Annotated in this window: 18 protein-coding genes; 10 read left to right on the forward strand and 8 right to left on the reverse strand. The window is 61.8% G+C overall.

Going from position 1 to position 15,272, the window contains the following annotated elements:
- The coding region (locus J6497_RS10520) for a transposase (protein ID WP_225704199.1) at positions 1-239 on the reverse strand (239 nt) is incomplete at its 3' end.
- Positions 240-512: 273 nt separating this feature from the next.
- Positions 513-2,582 carry an ATP-dependent helicase gene (locus J6497_RS10525; RefSeq protein ID WP_225704200.1) on the reverse strand — a complete coding sequence of 690 codons (2,070 nt, stop codon included), beginning with the start codon at positions 2,580-2,582 and terminating at the stop codon, positions 513-515.
- A 109-nt stretch (positions 2,583-2,691) separates the two neighbouring features.
- Here J6497_RS10525 and J6497_RS10530 point away from each other — a divergent pair, with 109 nt between their 5' ends.
- On the forward strand, positions 2,692-2,949 hold the full coding sequence (locus J6497_RS10530) for a hypothetical protein (RefSeq protein ID WP_225704201.1): 258 nt from the start codon (positions 2,692-2,694) through the stop codon (positions 2,947-2,949).
- A gap of 159 nt (positions 2,950-3,108) precedes the next feature.
- On the opposite strand, the gene J6497_RS10535 is transcribed toward J6497_RS10530, so the two are convergent.
- Positions 3,109-3,363 (reverse strand): hypothetical protein, encoded by a 255-nt coding sequence (locus J6497_RS10535; RefSeq protein WP_225704202.1) that lies wholly within the window; start codon positions 3,361-3,363, stop codon positions 3,109-3,111.
- Positions 3,364-3,464: 101 nt separating this feature from the next.
- Positions 3,465-3,602, reverse strand: coding sequence for a hypothetical protein (locus J6497_RS10540; RefSeq protein WP_225704203.1), 138 nt, complete (start codon positions 3,600-3,602; stop codon positions 3,465-3,467).
- A 173-nt stretch (positions 3,603-3,775) separates the two neighbouring features.
- Between J6497_RS10540 and J6497_RS10545 the strand changes: the two genes are divergently transcribed.
- The 7 genes from J6497_RS10545 (at position 3,776) to J6497_RS10575 (ending at position 6,178) form a co-directional block, all read left to right on the forward strand.
- Positions 3,776-3,976, forward strand: coding sequence for a hypothetical protein (locus tag J6497_RS10545; RefSeq protein ID WP_225704204.1), 201 nt, complete (start codon positions 3,776-3,778; stop codon positions 3,974-3,976).
- 140 nt (positions 3,977-4,116) lie between these two features.
- Positions 4,117-4,362, forward strand: a complete 246-nt coding sequence (locus tag J6497_RS10550) for a hypothetical protein (protein ID WP_225704205.1) — start codon at positions 4,117-4,119, stop codon at positions 4,360-4,362.
- Positions 4,363-4,386: 24 nt separating this feature from the next.
- Entirely contained in the window at positions 4,387-4,557 is a 171-nt protein-coding gene (locus J6497_RS10555; RefSeq protein WP_225704206.1) for a hypothetical protein, read from the forward strand.
- A gap of 78 nt (positions 4,558-4,635) precedes the next feature.
- On the forward strand, positions 4,636-4,794 hold the full coding sequence (locus J6497_RS10560) for a hypothetical protein (protein WP_225704207.1): 159 nt from the start codon (positions 4,636-4,638) through the stop codon (positions 4,792-4,794).
- Between the two features lie 26 nt (positions 4,795-4,820).
- A complete protein-coding gene (locus J6497_RS10565) occupies positions 4,821-5,048 on the forward strand; it encodes a DUF6894 family protein (RefSeq protein ID WP_225704208.1) in 228 nt (75 codons plus the stop codon).
- A 226-nt stretch (positions 5,049-5,274) separates the two neighbouring features.
- On the forward strand, positions 5,275-5,424 hold the full coding sequence (locus J6497_RS10570; protein WP_225704209.1) for a hypothetical protein: 150 nt from the start codon (positions 5,275-5,277) through the stop codon (positions 5,422-5,424).
- Between the two features lie 163 nt (positions 5,425-5,587).
- Positions 5,588-6,178 (forward strand): cysteine hydrolase family protein, encoded by a 591-nt coding sequence (locus J6497_RS10575; protein WP_225704210.1) that lies wholly within the window; start codon positions 5,588-5,590, stop codon positions 6,176-6,178.
- 51 nt (positions 6,179-6,229) lie between these two features.
- Here J6497_RS10575 and J6497_RS10580 read toward each other — a convergent pair whose 3' ends face one another.
- A complete protein-coding gene (locus J6497_RS10580; protein ID WP_225704211.1) occupies positions 6,230-6,421 on the reverse strand; it encodes a hypothetical protein in 192 nt (63 codons plus the stop codon).
- Between the two features lie 141 nt (positions 6,422-6,562).
- On the opposite strand from J6497_RS10580, the gene J6497_RS10585 reads away from it, so the two are divergent.
- A complete protein-coding gene (locus tag J6497_RS10585) occupies positions 6,563-6,745 on the forward strand; it encodes a hypothetical protein (protein ID WP_225704212.1) in 183 nt (60 codons plus the stop codon).
- Here J6497_RS10585 and J6497_RS10590 read toward each other — a convergent pair.
- From J6497_RS10590 to J6497_RS10600, 3 genes are all read right to left on the reverse strand, one after another.
- Positions 6,742-6,903, reverse strand: a complete 162-nt coding sequence (locus J6497_RS10590; RefSeq protein ID WP_225704213.1) for a CsbD family protein — start codon at positions 6,901-6,903, stop codon at positions 6,742-6,744. The genes J6497_RS10585 and J6497_RS10590 overlap by 4 nt on opposite strands.
- A 47-nt stretch (positions 6,904-6,950) precedes the next feature.
- A complete protein-coding gene (locus J6497_RS10595; RefSeq protein ID WP_225704214.1) occupies positions 6,951-7,109 on the reverse strand; it encodes a hypothetical protein in 159 nt (52 codons plus the stop codon).
- 104 nt (positions 7,110-7,213) lie between these two features.
- Positions 7,214-8,722, reverse strand: coding sequence for an ATP-binding protein (locus J6497_RS10600; protein WP_225704215.1), 1,509 nt, complete (start codon positions 8,720-8,722; stop codon positions 7,214-7,216).
- 267 nt (positions 8,723-8,989) lie between these two features.
- Between J6497_RS10600 and J6497_RS10605 the strand changes: the two genes are divergently transcribed.
- Complete coding sequence (locus J6497_RS10605; protein ID WP_376708193.1) at positions 8,990-15,271, forward strand: HAMP domain-containing protein; 6,282 nt, start codon at positions 8,990-8,992, stop codon at positions 15,269-15,271.
- The last annotated feature ends 1 nt before the right edge of the window (position 15,272 follow it).

Here is a 15,272-nt window from a genome sequence, read left to right on the forward strand (position 1 = left end):
TCGAACAGCCGCTTCCAGATATCCGCCTTCACCCAGTCGCGGAAGCGCGTGAAGACACTGTTCCAGTGGCCGAACGAGGGCGGCAGATCCCGCCAGGGACTGCCGGTTCGCGCGATCCACAGCACGGCCTCGACAAACCGTCGGTTGTCCTTGCCACTGCGGCCGGGATCGCTTGGCTTGCCAAGACAAAGCGGCTCCATCTTCGCCCATTGGGCATCAGTCAAAACGAATCGGTCCATCCATAGCTTGAATCACAACCGAGCCCGGATGAGAATCCTGAATCCCAACAGACCCTAGCGCATGATGTCACTCGGTTGAATCGGCTTGTCCGCGAGCTCGCTTCACCTCTCCCGCCTGCGGGGAGGTCGGTGCGAAGCGCCGGGTGGGGCTCTCTCCCACGGATGGTCCCATCGTGGAAACACCCCCACCCAACCTTCCCCCGCAAGCGCCGCAAGCGGGAGAGGGAGCGCAGCATGCATCCGGGAGGCAACTCGATCTAATCTCATCAAGCTCTAGCGCCACATCCCTCGCATCTTGGCGCGGATGTCGACCGGTGCCGCACGATCTGCCGGCGCGGCGGCCGACGCGCGAGCGATCGGCCAAGTGGTGCGCTCGAACAGCGGCACCAGCTTTTCCGGGATGAAACGCGTGCGCGAGGCGTACATGTGCCGGTCGCCTTTGGCGCTCTGGCCGTGCACGAAGAAGCGCTGCGGCACCATCAGGTGCAGATCGTCCTTGGCGCGGGTCATGGCGACGTAGAGCAGGCGGCGTTCCTCTTCAAGTTCGGCGCTGGTCCCCGCGCCGAGATCCGACGGCATGCAGCCGTCGACGACGTTGAGCACGAAGACCGACTTCCATTCCTGTCCCTTGGCGGAATGGATCGTCGACAGGATCAGATAATCCTCGTCAAGCAGGGGCGGTCCGGCCTGATCGCTGGTCGCATCCGGCGGGTCGAGCGTGAGCTCGGTCAGGAAGCGCTCGCGCGACGGATAGCCGCTTGCGATCTGCTCGAGCTGGATCAAATCCGCGCGACGGACCTCGGCGTCCTCATGGATGCGGTCGAGATGCGGCTCGTACCACAGCCGTGCCCGCTCGATGTCGACGGGCCATTCGGAATAGCGGAGGTTTTCGACCGCGCGGACAAAGCCCTTCCAGTCCTCGCCGGCGCGCGGCGGCGAGGGCAGGGTGCAGAGTGCGGCAATCGGATCGGCAGCCTCGGCCATGCGGTCGAGCACCCGCTGCGCCGAACTCGGCCCAACGCCCGGCAACAGATGCAGGATGCGAAAACCGGCGACGCGGTCGCGCGGGTTCTCCACGAAGCGCAGCAGCGCCAGCATGTCCTTGACATGGGCGGCATCGAGGAATTTCAGCCCGCCGAACTTCACGAAGGGAATGTTGCGGCGGGTGAGTTCGATTTCCAGCGGACCGCTGTGCGAGGAGGTGCGAAACAGTACGGCCTGGTGTTTGAGCAGCGCGCCTTCCTCTCGGTTCGCCAGCACCTGCTCGACGATGTAACGGGCCTGATCGGCCTCGTCGCGGACTGCGACGAGAAATGGCTTGCGCGACGATGTCCGCTCGGTCCAGAGATTCTTGGTGAAGCGCTCCTTGGCCAGCGCGATCACGCCATTCGCAGCCGACAGGATCGGCTCGGTCGAACGATAGTTGCGATCGAGCGTGATGATCTCCGCCCTCGGCGTAAACTGGTCCGGAAAATCCAGGATATTGCGGACCGTAGCGGCGCGGAACGAATAGATCGACTGCGCGTCGTCGCCTACGACCGTAAGGCCGTTTCCTCCAGGTTTCAGCGCGAGCAGGATCGATGATTGCAGGCGGTTGGTGTCCTGGTATTCGTCGACCATGACATGGTCAAAGCGGCCGCCGATCTCCGCCGCAAGCGCAGCGTCGGTGACCATCTGCGACCAATAGAGCAGGAGGTCGTCGTAATCGAGCACGTTCTGCTGCTGCTTGGCGTCGACGTAAGCGGCGAACAGGCGCTTCAGTTCGTTCGCCCAGCCCGAGCACCAGGGATAGAACGCGCCGAGCACGCTCTCGATCGGGGTCTCCGAATTCACGCAGCGGGAATAGATCGCAAGGCACGTGCCCTTGGTCGGGAAGCGGCTCTCGGTCCTGGAGAAGCCGAGGTCGTGCCTGACAAGGTTGATGAGGTCGGCGGAATCCTCGCGATCATGGATGGTGAAGGCCGGATCGAGTCCGATCCGCTCGGAATATTCCCGCAATAGCCGCGCGCCGATGCCGTGAAAGGTGCCGGACCAGGTGAGGGCATCGGTCATGACGCAGGCGTTATCGCCGAGCACGCGGCGAGCGATCCGTTCGACGCGCTTGGTCATTTCCGCCGCCGCGCGCCGCGAGAAGGTCATCAGAAGGATACGGCGTGGGTCGGCGCCGCTGACGATCAGATGCGCGACGCGGTGGGCCAGCGTGTTGGTCTTGCCCGATCCGGCGCCGGCGATCACCAGAAGCGGCGCACCAACGGTTCCGTCCGGCCCGACGCCGTGCTCGACGGCACGCCGTTGCGCAGGATTGAGCGCTTCCAGATATGTGTCTTTGCTGTCCGCGAGCACGAATCACCCCGGGGAAAACTAACAGACATTGCGGCTGTTGGGATGAACCTCCGAGGCGGTAGGCGTAGAATTAGATTGACTTTGGCTGCTTCCGGCGCACAACCGCATCATGGGTGACGTATCGAGTTCCGACACACCGCTGAAGGCGACGTTCAAGATCAAATTGAACGGCGAGACGCTGACTATTGCCACCATCGGGCAGGCCTACCGGTTCATCACTAATCTGAATTCGGTGGAGTGGATGGAATTCCGTCAGCTGCACGACGAGGCGGTCACCGCGCTGGAGGAAGCCGCCGACAACGCGATGCTGGCCATCCCCGCGACCAATGCCCTCCGCTCGCTGTTCGTGCGCGCAAAACTGCTCTGAAAGAAAACGGCCGCCCGGTCCCCCAAGGGCGGCCCCAGATTGCAGCCGTAGCGAATTCAGCCCGAACCGCCGTGTTGTACCGCCGTTACCTTGTTTGCGGCCATAACAGGCTTTGCTTAGGCAAAATGTTCTGATTCGACCATGCCCGTACGAACACGGTCACGGCGCGTCCTGAGCCAGCAAGTCGTCATAAGCGAGTGCGGAGCGCAGATTGATAATAGCGATCTTCAGATAGCGCGATTCCCTCATGGCATTGTTGAGCATCAGGATCGCCGTTCTCCAGTGAACGCGTTCGCGCTGATCCTCGGTGAGCAATGAAAGGAAGTCCGCTACGTCGCTAACGGTCTCGATCGTCCGCCCGTCCTTCAACGGAAGCGGGAAAGGAAGCAGCGAATTCCTTTCGAGATCAAGCAAGAGGCGCTCCGGGCAACGACTGATTGACCAACCGAATTCAGTTACCCCGGCTATATCATTTGTTAAGGGGGTGGCGAGGGCACAAACGAGGGCACTGTCAGTTAATAGAGCTGGCGCGATTTCCGTCTCGAGTGCAGCGTGCTCGGGTTGGCTTCTTCGAAGCTCAGATCTCGCGGGTATTGCTTGGGCTGGTCGGCCTCCTCCGCAAGATCGTAATGCCTGGCTGGGGCGCGGGTCATTTGAGCGCCGGCGCGCCTCATGCACACCGCCATATCGGCACCACCGATGCCCTTCCGGTCTGCCTTACAATCTCAAATCCGTGACTTGACTTTATGTTCTATTTTTGTTCTAAGAAGACATGGACAACAGAGTTAACGAAATCCGTCGTAAAATCAGTGCGTTACGGGACGAGATGATTGTCGTCGAGGGCGTGATCCGCGATCAGATTAATCACGATCACGATTGCACGGAGGCGGCGCGCCGGCTGCTTGCGATGCGTTCGGAGATGACTGTACTGATCGGTCAGTGGAAAGCTGCCGGCGGCAGCGAACGGCTGCCCGATGTCAGAGAGCACCTGAAACGCCAGCCGGTTGCGCGACCGAAGAAGGACTGAGCGCGACAACCCTCGCCAGCGGATCGCGTTTGCGGAATCCCGTGGGCAAGGGTTGCGCGACCGGACCATTGTGCTTCCGTCCGTTTCGAATCTAACCAGGAACGGACGGTGTCTCCACGCGTTTGCATCGCGAGGAGAACATGACCGAGTCCTTGCCCATATTGATCGAACATTCGCTGCAGATCGCCTGGGATTTCCTGGAGCGCACCGGCGAACTCGATGATGCCGCAGTCGCGAGCCGCTTTCTCGTCGATGATATCGAGTTGATGGTGCAACGGGGAGAGCGGCGGCGCCTTCTGCTGTCGAACAAGGCGATCGACGATTACCGGCGCTTCAAGCGCAAGCTCGCGATGCTGGATGCGCGGGAGCTTGAGCCTGCGACGTGAGTACATGGTTGCGGGGAAGCCAGGATGCTCGAAGAGAAGCTGAAGGAAGCAATCGTAGGCGAGCTGCAGCGTCAGGCGGATAACAACCCGCAGGCGCTGCACATTGAACGGTCCTCCGATCTCGTCGTCAAAGGCAAGATCGACCTCGACGCGCTTGTGATGGTCATCGCAGGTTCGGTGGCAGGAGGTCCGTAGGGCCAGGCGGGACTGCGACGGAACGTCCGCGCTAGGAACCGATCTGGCTCTCGCGCTTGCCTCGTGAGGAGGTGTGGCATGAGCAAGGAAACACCACGCGATGATCCCCGGCAGCAGACCGACTGGGGTTCGCACAAGCAGACCGATAAGCCGTGGAAGGGGAATCCGGAAAAGGAGCAGCGATCTGGCGGCCCGAAACCTGACCTGGAAAAGTGGCACGAGAGCAATACCAGTTGAAGCCGGTAGCAACCGCGAGCATGCCGATGAGCCACTATCACTTCAGGCTTGTGGATCATGATCGGGCGCTCAGTGTCACCGGGCGACCGGTGGACGACCGCGACCAGGCGTTCGCGCTCGCCAAGCGACTTGCGATCGATATTGCTGAGAGCAGGCAGGAGTTTCTCGGCAAGGGTTATGCGGTTGCGGTGCTCAATGATGCCGGAACCGAAATCCATCGTGAAAGCATCGACAGCGCCGAGAAGAGCGGCTGAAGTTTTCCAGGCAACCTTCGCCACTTCTATGCGTTTGCTGCGAGCGTCAGACGATGATCGTCGGCGGGAGACGCCCGCGAAGCCGCAGGAGAGCGCAATGGCGAAGGCAATGCTCACGACGATCAGCATTGGCTTCGCACTCTTGATCGCGCTCCTTGTCTACGTAGCGTTCACGCTTTGACTTGAACGCTAACGACTCTGCTTTTGGTGAAATCTGGAGGTTCGCATGGGCCTTGAAATTACTTACGGCATCGGGGCGCTGGTTCTTCTCACGGCCCTGATCTATGGCACGCTGCAATATCACTTCCGCAATCGGCAGGCGACGCGCTCCGGCGAGGAGGTCGTGCGGCGGCGCTACGAGCACAACGAAACATAAGCGACCGGCGCCTGCTACACGATGCAACCAGCTCCATGACCAAGGGTATACCAACGCCCCGTGAGGGCTCCTCCCTAGAACTGTCCGGCGGAGCCAGCTTCAGCCGGACTTTTTTGTCGGTCGCCTGTCTCCCGGCGCCGAGCCGTCGGCGGAGCATTTCGCGATGAGGCCGATCGAAGGCGCCATCCATCTCTGCGTCGATATGCAGGCGATCTTCGCCAAGGGCGGCATCTGGGAAACGCCGTGGATGGAGCGAGTGCTGCCAACCATCTCCGACATCTCGGCACGCTACGCAGCCTGGACGATCTTCACCCGCTTCATCACGCCGAACTCGCCGGAGGAGGCGCGGGGCCAGTGGCGGCCCTATTTCGAGCGCTGGAAGATCGCGACGCGGCAATCGCTGGGCGGAACGCAGCTAGACGTCGTACCTGAACTCGCGCGCTACGTGCCGCCTGCAATGGTCGTCGACAAATCGACCTATTCGGCGTTGTTTCGTTCGCCGCTCGCCAGCCTCCTGCTCGACAAGCAGGTCCATACCGTGATCGTCACGGGAGCCGAGACCGACGTCTGCGTGCTCTCGACAGTGCTGGATGCTGTTAACCTCGGCTTCCGCGTGATCATTGTCGAGGATGCGCTGTGCAGCTCCTCTGACACCGGTCATGACGCCCTGATGACGATGTACCGATTGCGCTTCACCGAGCAGATTGACCTCGTCAAGGCCGAGCAGTTGACCGATCTCTGGCAACCGGGATGATACAGCGCGAGATCTTGCGCCATGTCGTCCGATAGTTCCGTCGATGGAGCGTCAATCGACGATCGTTTCGGAAAGAGGGCGGTTCAGCGCGGAAAACCCTTGGAGGCGACGTTCCAGCAGGGCGTCCATGCCACGGCGGTGCAACCATAGCAGCCCGACTGCAAGCTGGCGAAGATCGTTGCGGTTTGCGCCGACGGGAAGCCGGCGTGCGCGGCGCAGCGCATCAGCCGCCTGTTGCTCCAATCGAGATCGCTCACGCTCCATAGGTCCGGCCCCCGCGGCCATCAATACCTAACGACATGGAATACCGACAACATGGCTCATTTCAGCCGCTGCAGCCGTCACATAGGTTAACTTCAGGGAGTTTTGTGTCGGACGGGAACGATGAATGACGATCGCAACCCGCTGCTCACACTGATCTCCTGCGTTATCTGCAGGAAGACGATGCGGCTCGAGAGGAGCACCCCGGGCGAAGACGGCAAGGACGTCATTCAATACCGCTGCGAGCAATGCGGGCGCATCGAGCGGGTCCGGCTCGTGCGGGGAAATTGGCCGTCCGCAGACTAGGTCAATTGATTGAGGTCGCCGAGCGGGTTCAGTTCGCTAGGCTTCTCCTTGGCTTTCTCTTCCTGCGCCTTGCCTTCTTGCTGCAGCTTGCCGTCGCCGATGACCTCCGCCACGACCTGCTTCAGCTTGCCTGCCACTTTGTCTTTGAGCTTGACCATGGTCGTTCCTCGATCCCTGCAATTCGCAGGAGGTAGGACGATGGCTCTTAGGCCGGCAGCGCCAGCTCAGGGGCCGGATAGGCGAACATCCAATCGTCCAGCAATTCATCGTAGCCGCAATCGTCGAGCACGAGCGGACGACACGGCGTCAGATCCCTCCTATCCGCGAGCTTGCTGCGTTTCGGCGGTCTCCTGCGGGTCGTCATTGGCCATCGATGCTCCCGCGGCATTTCCCGTGGCTGTCACAACAACAGATCCGGCGGCGGCCAGGTTCCTGCGAGCTGGAAGAAATGGCCCACCCATGGCGGGATCAGTTGTGCCCGGTCAGCTTGGATAGCTCACGGCTGAGCTCGTGAAGCTGGTAGGGTTTGCGAAGGACGGGAAAATCCGCCCTGGCGTGCTTGGCGGTATCGGAATATCCGGTCGTGAGCAGGACCGGCAGTCTCGGGTTTCGTTCCCTGATCGCGCGGGCCAGCTTCAGTCCGTCCATCTTGCCGGGCATGATGATGTCGCTGAACACGAGGTCGACATCATCAGCCTCAATCTCTTGCAGCGCCGTTTCCGCGTTCGGCACCCAGCGAACCGTGTAGCCGAGTTGCTCGAGCAGTCCGGCACTCGCGTCGGCCACGGCGGGATTGTCCTCGACCAGCAGGATGGTTGCGAAGGCTTGCTTGTTCAAGCTCTCCTGTTCCTGATGTTCGATCGCGCCGCTCCGCGGCAGGTGGAGGCAGACCGCCGTGCCCTTGCCAAGCTCGCTGTCGATCTCAATCGTCCCGCCGGCCTGATGGACGAAGCCATGCACTTGGGAGAGGCCGAGGCCGGTTCCCTTGCCGATGGGTTTGGTGGTGAAGAAGGGATCGAACACCCTGCTGAGCACATCTTGTGGAATGCCCGTGCCGGTGTCCTCGACTGAAATCAGAACCTGGCCCTTGTCCGGATCATTGCGTGCCGCGACGGTTATGGTGCCGCCGTCCGGCATCGCGTCCCGGGCGTTAATGACAAGGTTGAGGAGGGCGGTTTCAAACTCGGTTGGATCGATGAAGACCGGCCAAACGTTGGGCTGAACGTCGATCTGCAACGCCATCATGCTGCCAAGCGCGCTAGCCAACACCTCCCGCACCGACGTGATCTGGCGATCGACGTCGATGGTTCGCGGATTGACGCTCTGTCGTCGGGCGAAGCTGAGGAGCTGGCTGGTCAGCGACGCCGCGCGCTGAGTAGCGGTCTCGATCGCGTTCAGCGCGCGCAGCGCCCGCGGGCTTGTCAGCTCCTTCTCGATCTTGTGCAAATTGCCCGAGACGATCATCAAGAGATTGTTGAAGTCGTGCGCGACACCGCCGGTCAGTTGCCCCAGCGCATCCATCTTCTGGGATTCGGCAAGCTGCCGCTGCACCTGCTCCAGCTTAAGCTGCGCTTCGCGTCGCTCCGTGATGTCGCGGGTGATCTTGGCAAAGCCGATCAGGCGGCCGGAGAGGTCGCGAATCGGGTCGATCACAACGCTCGCCCAGAACAACGAGCCATCCTTGCGGACGCGCCAGCCTTCTTCCTCGTAGTGGCCGGTCTCCTCGGCGATCTTCAACGCCCGCGCCGGCTTGCCCGCCGCCTGATCCGCCGGAGTGTAAAAGCGCGAGAAGTGTTGGCCGATGATCTCTTCGGACGCGTAGCCCTTGATTCGCTCGCCGCCGGCATTCCAGTTCGCGACGATGCCCTGTGGGCTCATCATGTAGAGCGCGTAGTCCGTGACAGCCTTGACCAGAAGGCGGAAATTTCGCTCACTCTCGAAGTAGTCCCCTTCGAGCTGTTTGGTCTTCTTGGTCATCTGAGATCCTGCCCGGCAAACGGCAACACCAAGGCGAGACTTTCGTTCCCATTACGCTTGAGCGTACCAAGTCGCTGATCGGTCGCAAAAAAAGTTCCGGATGGGTCGGGAACCTTTCGTCAGATCTCTCATTGATACCGTTCGGCCTTTCCCCAAGAGTACCCGTTCATTTTTCTGGCTTGATTAGATCGCGAGCTACCCTTCTTATGCGTCCGATGGTTCGGAACTTCGAAAATCGAAAACCGGCCAGCGTGCAGGGGGAATTTTATGACCGATTTTGGTCCCGCTCCTCGTAGTCGTGGCGAACCTCGTCGTAACAGACAAGACGGCAAGATCGATCCCGCCCAAGACCTGTTGCAGTCCCTCCAGGCGATGCGGTCCGGCGATTTCACCGTGCGCATGCGCGGCGACTATCTCGGGATAGAAGGCAAGATCGCGGACGCCTTCAATGAGATCGCCGCGGCGAACGAGCGTATGGCCCAGCAGCTCGAGCGCGTTGGCCAGGTCGTAGGCCGCGAGGGACAAACCCGCCAACGTGTGAATCTCGGCCTGTCAAGCGGCTCCTGGGCCGATATGGAAGGCTCGATCAACATGCTGATCGATGACCTCTTGTGGCCGACGCGGGAAGTTACGCGCGCGGTCGCTGCAGTCGCACAAGGCGACCTGTTGCAGACCGTGCAGCTTGACGTTGAGGGGCGGCCGCTGCGCGGCGAATTCCTGCAGTCAGCGAACATCGTCAACACGATGATCAAGCAGCTCGGCGTATTCACGTCGGAAGTGACGCGCGTGGCCCGTGAAGTCGGCGTCGAGGGTCGGCTCGGCGGGCAGGCTCAGGTGCCGGAGGTGACCGGTGTCTGGAAAGACCTGACCGAGAGCGTCAACTCGATGGCCAACAACCTGACCGGTCAGGTTCGCAACATCGCGGAGGTGACAATCGCCGTCGCCAATGGCGATCTGTCGAAAAAGATCACGGTCGACGTCCGCGGCGAGATCCTGCAACTGAAGGAAGCGATCAACACCATGGTCGACCAGTTGCGCTCGTTTGCGTCCGAAGTGACGCGCGTCGCCCGCGAGGTGGGGACCGACGGCAAGCTCGGCGGCCAGGCGATCGTGCCTGGTGTGGCCGGCACCTGGAAGGACCTGACCGATTCCGTCAACGCGATGTGCGGCAATCTGACCGCACAGGTGCGCAACATCGCCAACGTGACGACCGCGGTGGCGCGGGGCGACCTGTCACGGAAAATCACCGTCGACGTCCGCGGAGAAATCCTGGAGCTGAAGGACACCATCAACACGATGGTGGACCAGCTCAACGCTTTCGCGTCCGAAGTGACGCGCGTGGCGCGTGAGGTCGGCACCGAAGGCAAGCTCGGCGGCCAGGCCCAGGTGCCCGGCGTCGGCGGTATCTGGAAGGACCTGACCGACAACGTCAACTTCATGGCGTCCAACCTGACCGCCCAGGTGCGCAACATCGCCGACGTCGCCACCGCGATCGCCGGCGGCGACCTCTCCAAGAAGATCACGGTGAATGTGTCGGGCGAGATCCTTCAGTTGAAGGAGACGCTGAACACCATGGTCGACCAGCTCAACGCTTTCGCGTCCGAAGTGACACGCGTTGCGCGCGAGGTCGGCACCGAAGGCAAGCTCGGCGGCCAGGCCAACGTGCTCGGTGTTGCCGGCACCTGGAAGGACCTGACCGACAACGTCAACTTCATGGCGTCCAACCTGACGGCGCAGGTCCGCAACATCGCGGAAGTGACGACGGCCGTCGCCAACGGCGACCTCTCGAAGAAGATCACGGTGGACGTGCGCGGTGAAATCCTGGAGCTGAAGGACACCATCAACACGATGGTCGACCAGCTCAACGCTTTCGCCGGTGAAGTGACCCGCGTGGCGCGCGAGGTCGGCACCGAAGGCAAGCTCGGCGGACAAGCGTTGGTGCGCGGCGTTGCTGGCACCTGGAAGGACCTCACCGACAGCGTCAACTCGATGGCATCGAACCTGACCGGTCAGGTCCGCAACATCGCGGAAGTCGCAACCGCCGTGGCAGAGGGCGACCTGTCGAAGAAGATCACCGTGAACGTGTCGGGCGAGATCCTTCAGTTGAAGGAGACGCTGAATACGATGGTCGACCAGCTCAACGCGTTCGCAGGCGAAGTCACGCGCGTCGCGCGCGAGGTGGGGACCGACGGCAAGCTCGGCGGCCAGGCCGAGGTGCCCGGCGTCGCCGGCACCTGGAAGGATCTCACCGACAGCGTGAACTCGATGGCCGGCAATCTGACCGCCCAGGTCCGCAACATTGCGGAGGTGGCGACCGCGATCGCCGGCGGTGACCTGTCGCGGAAGATTACCGTCGACGTGCGCGGTGAGATCCTGCAGCTCAAGGAAACGTTGAACACGATGGTCGACCAGCTCAACCGCTTTGCGGGCGAGGTGACGCGCGTGGCACGCGAGGTCGGCACCGAGGGCCGTCTGGCTGGTCAGGCCAACGTGCCCGGCGTTGCCGGCACCTGGAAGGATCTCACCGACAGCGTGAACTCGATGGCCGGCAATCTGACCGCCCAGGTGCGCAACATCGCGGAAGTCACGACCGCCGTGGCGCGTGGCGACCTCTCGCGCAAGATCACTGTGGATGTGAAAGGTGAGATCCTCGAGCTGAAGAACACCATCAATACCATGGTGGATCAGCTCAATGCCTTCGCCGGCGAAGTGACGCGCGTGGCGCGTGAAGTCGGCACCGAAGGCAAGCTCGGCGGCCAAGCCGAGGTGCCCGGTGTTGCCGGCACCTGGAAGGACCTGACTGACAACGTCAACTTCATGGCGTCGAACCTGACGGCCCAGGTGCGCAACATCGCCGAGGTCGCGACCGCCATCGCCGGCGGCGATCTCTCGAAGAAGATCACCGTCGACGTCCGCGGCGAGATCTTGCTGCTGAAGGAGACGCTGAACACGATGGTGGAGCAGCTGCGCTCCTTCGCGGCGGAAGTGACGCGTGTGGCGCGCGAGGTCGGTACCGAGGGCAGGCTGGGGGGCCAGGCGGTAGTGCCCGGCGTCGCCGGCACCTGGAAGGACTTGACCGACAACGTCAACCTGCTGGCGGCGAACCTCACCACGCAGGTGCGCAACATCGCCGAAGTCACAACCGCCGTGGCGCGCGGCGATCTCTCGCGCAAGATCACCGTCGACGTGAAGGGCGAAATCCTCGAGCTGAAAAACACCATTAATACCATGGTGGACCAGCTCAATGCCTTTGCGGGCGAGGTGACGCGCGTGGCGCGTGAAGTCGGCACTGAAGGCAAGCTCGGTGGCCAGGCCGAGGTGCCCGGTGTCGCCGGCACCTGGAAGGACCTGACCGATACCGTGAACGTGATGGCTGCCAACCTGACCGAACAGGTGCGCGGGATCGTCAAGGTCGTGACGGCGGTGGCCAATGGCGACCTGAAGCAGAACCTGACCGTGAAATCAAAAGGCGAGGTGGCCGCACTCGCCGACACCATCAACAACATGACGGAGACCCTGGCGACGTTTGCCGATCAGGTCACGACCGTGGCGCGCGAAGTCGGTGTCGAGGGGCGGCTCGGCGGCCAGGCCAATGTGCCTGGCGCCGCCGGCACCTGGAAGGATCTGACGGGCAACGTCAACCTGCTCGCCGCCAACTTGACTTCCCAGGTCCGCGCCATCGCCGAAGTCGCGACCGCGGTGACAAAAGGCGACCTGACCCGCACCATCCAGGTCGATGTCCGTGGCGAGGTGGCTGAGCTCAAGGACAACATCAACACCATGATCGGCAACCTCCGTCTGACGACCGAGCGGAACACCGAACAGGACTGGCTGAAGACCAATCTCGCCAGGTTCACCAACATGCTGCAGGGCCAGCGCGATCTGTCGACTGTAGGGCGGCTGCTGCTCACGGAATTGGCACCCGTGATCAACGTGCATATGGGCGTGATCTACCAGGTCGAGAGCGCGGACAACCCGCAGCTACGTCTGTTGTCCGCTTATGCCGATGATGGCGTCAATCCGCATCCGTCAGTTGTACGAATGGGCGAGGGACTGATTGGCCAGTGCGCACTAGACAAGCGCCAGCGGCTGCTCTCGGATATTCCGGGGGATGTGGTGCCGGTCAATTCCGCGCTGATGCGCGTGCTCCCGAAAAATGTGGTCGTATTCCCGGTCCTGTTCGAAAACCAGGTCAAGGCGGTGATCGAGTTATCCTCGCTCGCGTCGTTTACTGCTTCGCAGATCGCCTTTGTGGAGCAACTGACCGACAGCGTCGGCATCCTGCTCAACAGCATCGAGGCGACGATGCAGACCGAAGGTCTGCTGAAGCAGTCGCAGCAGCTTGCCGGCGAGCTTCAAGCGCAGCAGCGGGAATTGCAGCAGACCAACGAGCAGCTCGAACTGAAGGCACAGCAGCTCGCCGAACGCAACGTCGAGGTCGAGCGCAAGAACCAGGAAATCGAGCAGGCCCGCCGCGCGCTGGAAGAAAAGGCGAGCGAGCTTGCGCTGACCTCGAAATACAAGTCCGAATTTCTCGCCAACATGTCGCACGAGCTGCGCACGCCGCTGAACAGCATCCTGATCCTCGGCCAGCAGCTTTCGGATAATCCGGAAGGCAATCTGTCGCCGAAGCAGGTCGAATTCGCCCGTACCATCCACGGCGCCGGCACTGACCTGCTCAACCTGATCAGCGACATCCTCGACCTCTCGAAGATCGAATCCGGCACCGTGACGGTGGAACCCGAGGAAATCCTGACGTCGAGCCTGCTCGAAACCGTCGGCCGGCCGTTCCGGCATGAGGCTGAAAACCGACATCTGTCGTTCAGCATCGAAGTCGACGAGACGCTTTCTCGCAGCATGGTCACCGATTCCAAGCGCCTGCAGCAGGTGCTAAAGAACCTGTTGTCCAACGCGTTCAAGTTCACGGCCGAAGGCGGCGTCAAGCTGATCGTCTCGGCCGCAGTCGGCGGCTGGGGCGCCGAGCATCCGATCCTCAACACCGCGCCCGTAGTCGTCGCCTTCGAGGTGAGCGATACCGGCATTGGCATCCCCCTGGACAAGCAGAAGCTGATCTTTGAAGCGTTCCAGCAGGCGGACGCGGGCACGAGCCGCAAATATGGCGGCACCGGCCTTGGCCTCGCCATCAGCCGCGAACTGGCGAACCTGCTTGGCGGCGAGATCCATCTGCGAAGTGCGCCCGGCAAAGGCAGTACGTTCACGCTCTATCTCCCGCTGAAATATTCCGGACCGCGCGTTGCGCTTCGCGTGCCGCCCGCGCTGCCCTTATCGCAAGGCGGGGCGCCGGTGGCACAAGCGCCCGCAACGCAGGAGCGTGTGGCGGAGGTTCCGGACGACCGGCTCAATCTCGAGCCCGGAGACATGATCCTCCTGATCGTCGAAGACGACCCGCATTACGCACGGGTGCTCGTTGATCTCGCCCGAGGCAAGGGATTCAAGGTCCTGGTCGCGGACCGCGGCGCCGCGGCATTGGAACTTGCCAAACAGTTCCAGCCGACTGCGGTTTCGCTCGACGTGTTCCTGCCCGACATGCTCGGCTGGACCGTGCTGAATCAGCTAAAGCACAATCCGCTGACCCGGCACATTCCAGTGCAGGTCCTAACGCTCGATGAAGACCGGCAGCATGCGCTGGCGCGTGGCGCCTTCTCCTTCGTCAACAAGCCCACCACGACCGAGGGCGTCAGCGCGGCGCTCGCGCAGATCAAGGAATACGCAAAGCCCCGACGCAAGCGGCTTCTGATCGTGGAAGACAATCCCGCCGAACAGCGCAGCATCAAGGAACTGCTGGATCACAACGATGTCGAGATCATCACCGCCAGCACTGGAGCCGGGGCCCTCTCGACCTTGCGGAGCAATCCTTGCGATTGCGTCGTGCTCGATTTGCGGCTGCCGGACATGAGTGGCTTTGAGGTGCTCGACGAGATTCGCAGCGACGAACGGCTGTCCAATGTTCCGATCGTGGTCTTCACCGGCCGGGAACTCTCTGCTGAGGAGGATGCCGAACTTCACACGATGGCGCGCAGCATTGTCGTAAAAGGCGTCGAATCGCCGGAGCGTCTGCTCGACGAAACGTCACTGTTCTTGCACCGTGTAATCACGGAATTGCCGATTGAAAAGCAGAGGATGCTTGAGAAACTTAACAGTTCCGATGAGGATCTGGTTGGCAAGACGGCGCTTCTCGTCGACGACGACGCGCGAAATATCTTCGCGCTTTCCAGCGTGCTCGAACGACGTGGTATGAAGGTACTCACCGCGACGACCGGCCACGAGGCAATCGCGCTGGTCGAATCCAATCCCAAGATTGCCATCGTCCTGATGGACATCATGATGCCGCAGATGGACGGCTACCAGACCATCGGCGTAATCAGGCAGAATGCGGCGCTCGTGCGTCTTCCCATCATCGCGTTGACCGCGAAGGCGATGAAGGGCGACCGCGAAAAATGCCTGGAAGCGGGCGCGTCGGATTATCTGGCCAAGCCGGTGAATACCGAGCAATTGCTGCTGGCCATCCGCATGTGGCTGCATCGCTGAA

This window comes from Bradyrhizobium cenepequi (assembly GCF_020329485.1).
Lineage (GTDB): Bacteria > Pseudomonadota > Alphaproteobacteria > Rhizobiales > Xanthobacteraceae > Bradyrhizobium > Bradyrhizobium cenepequi.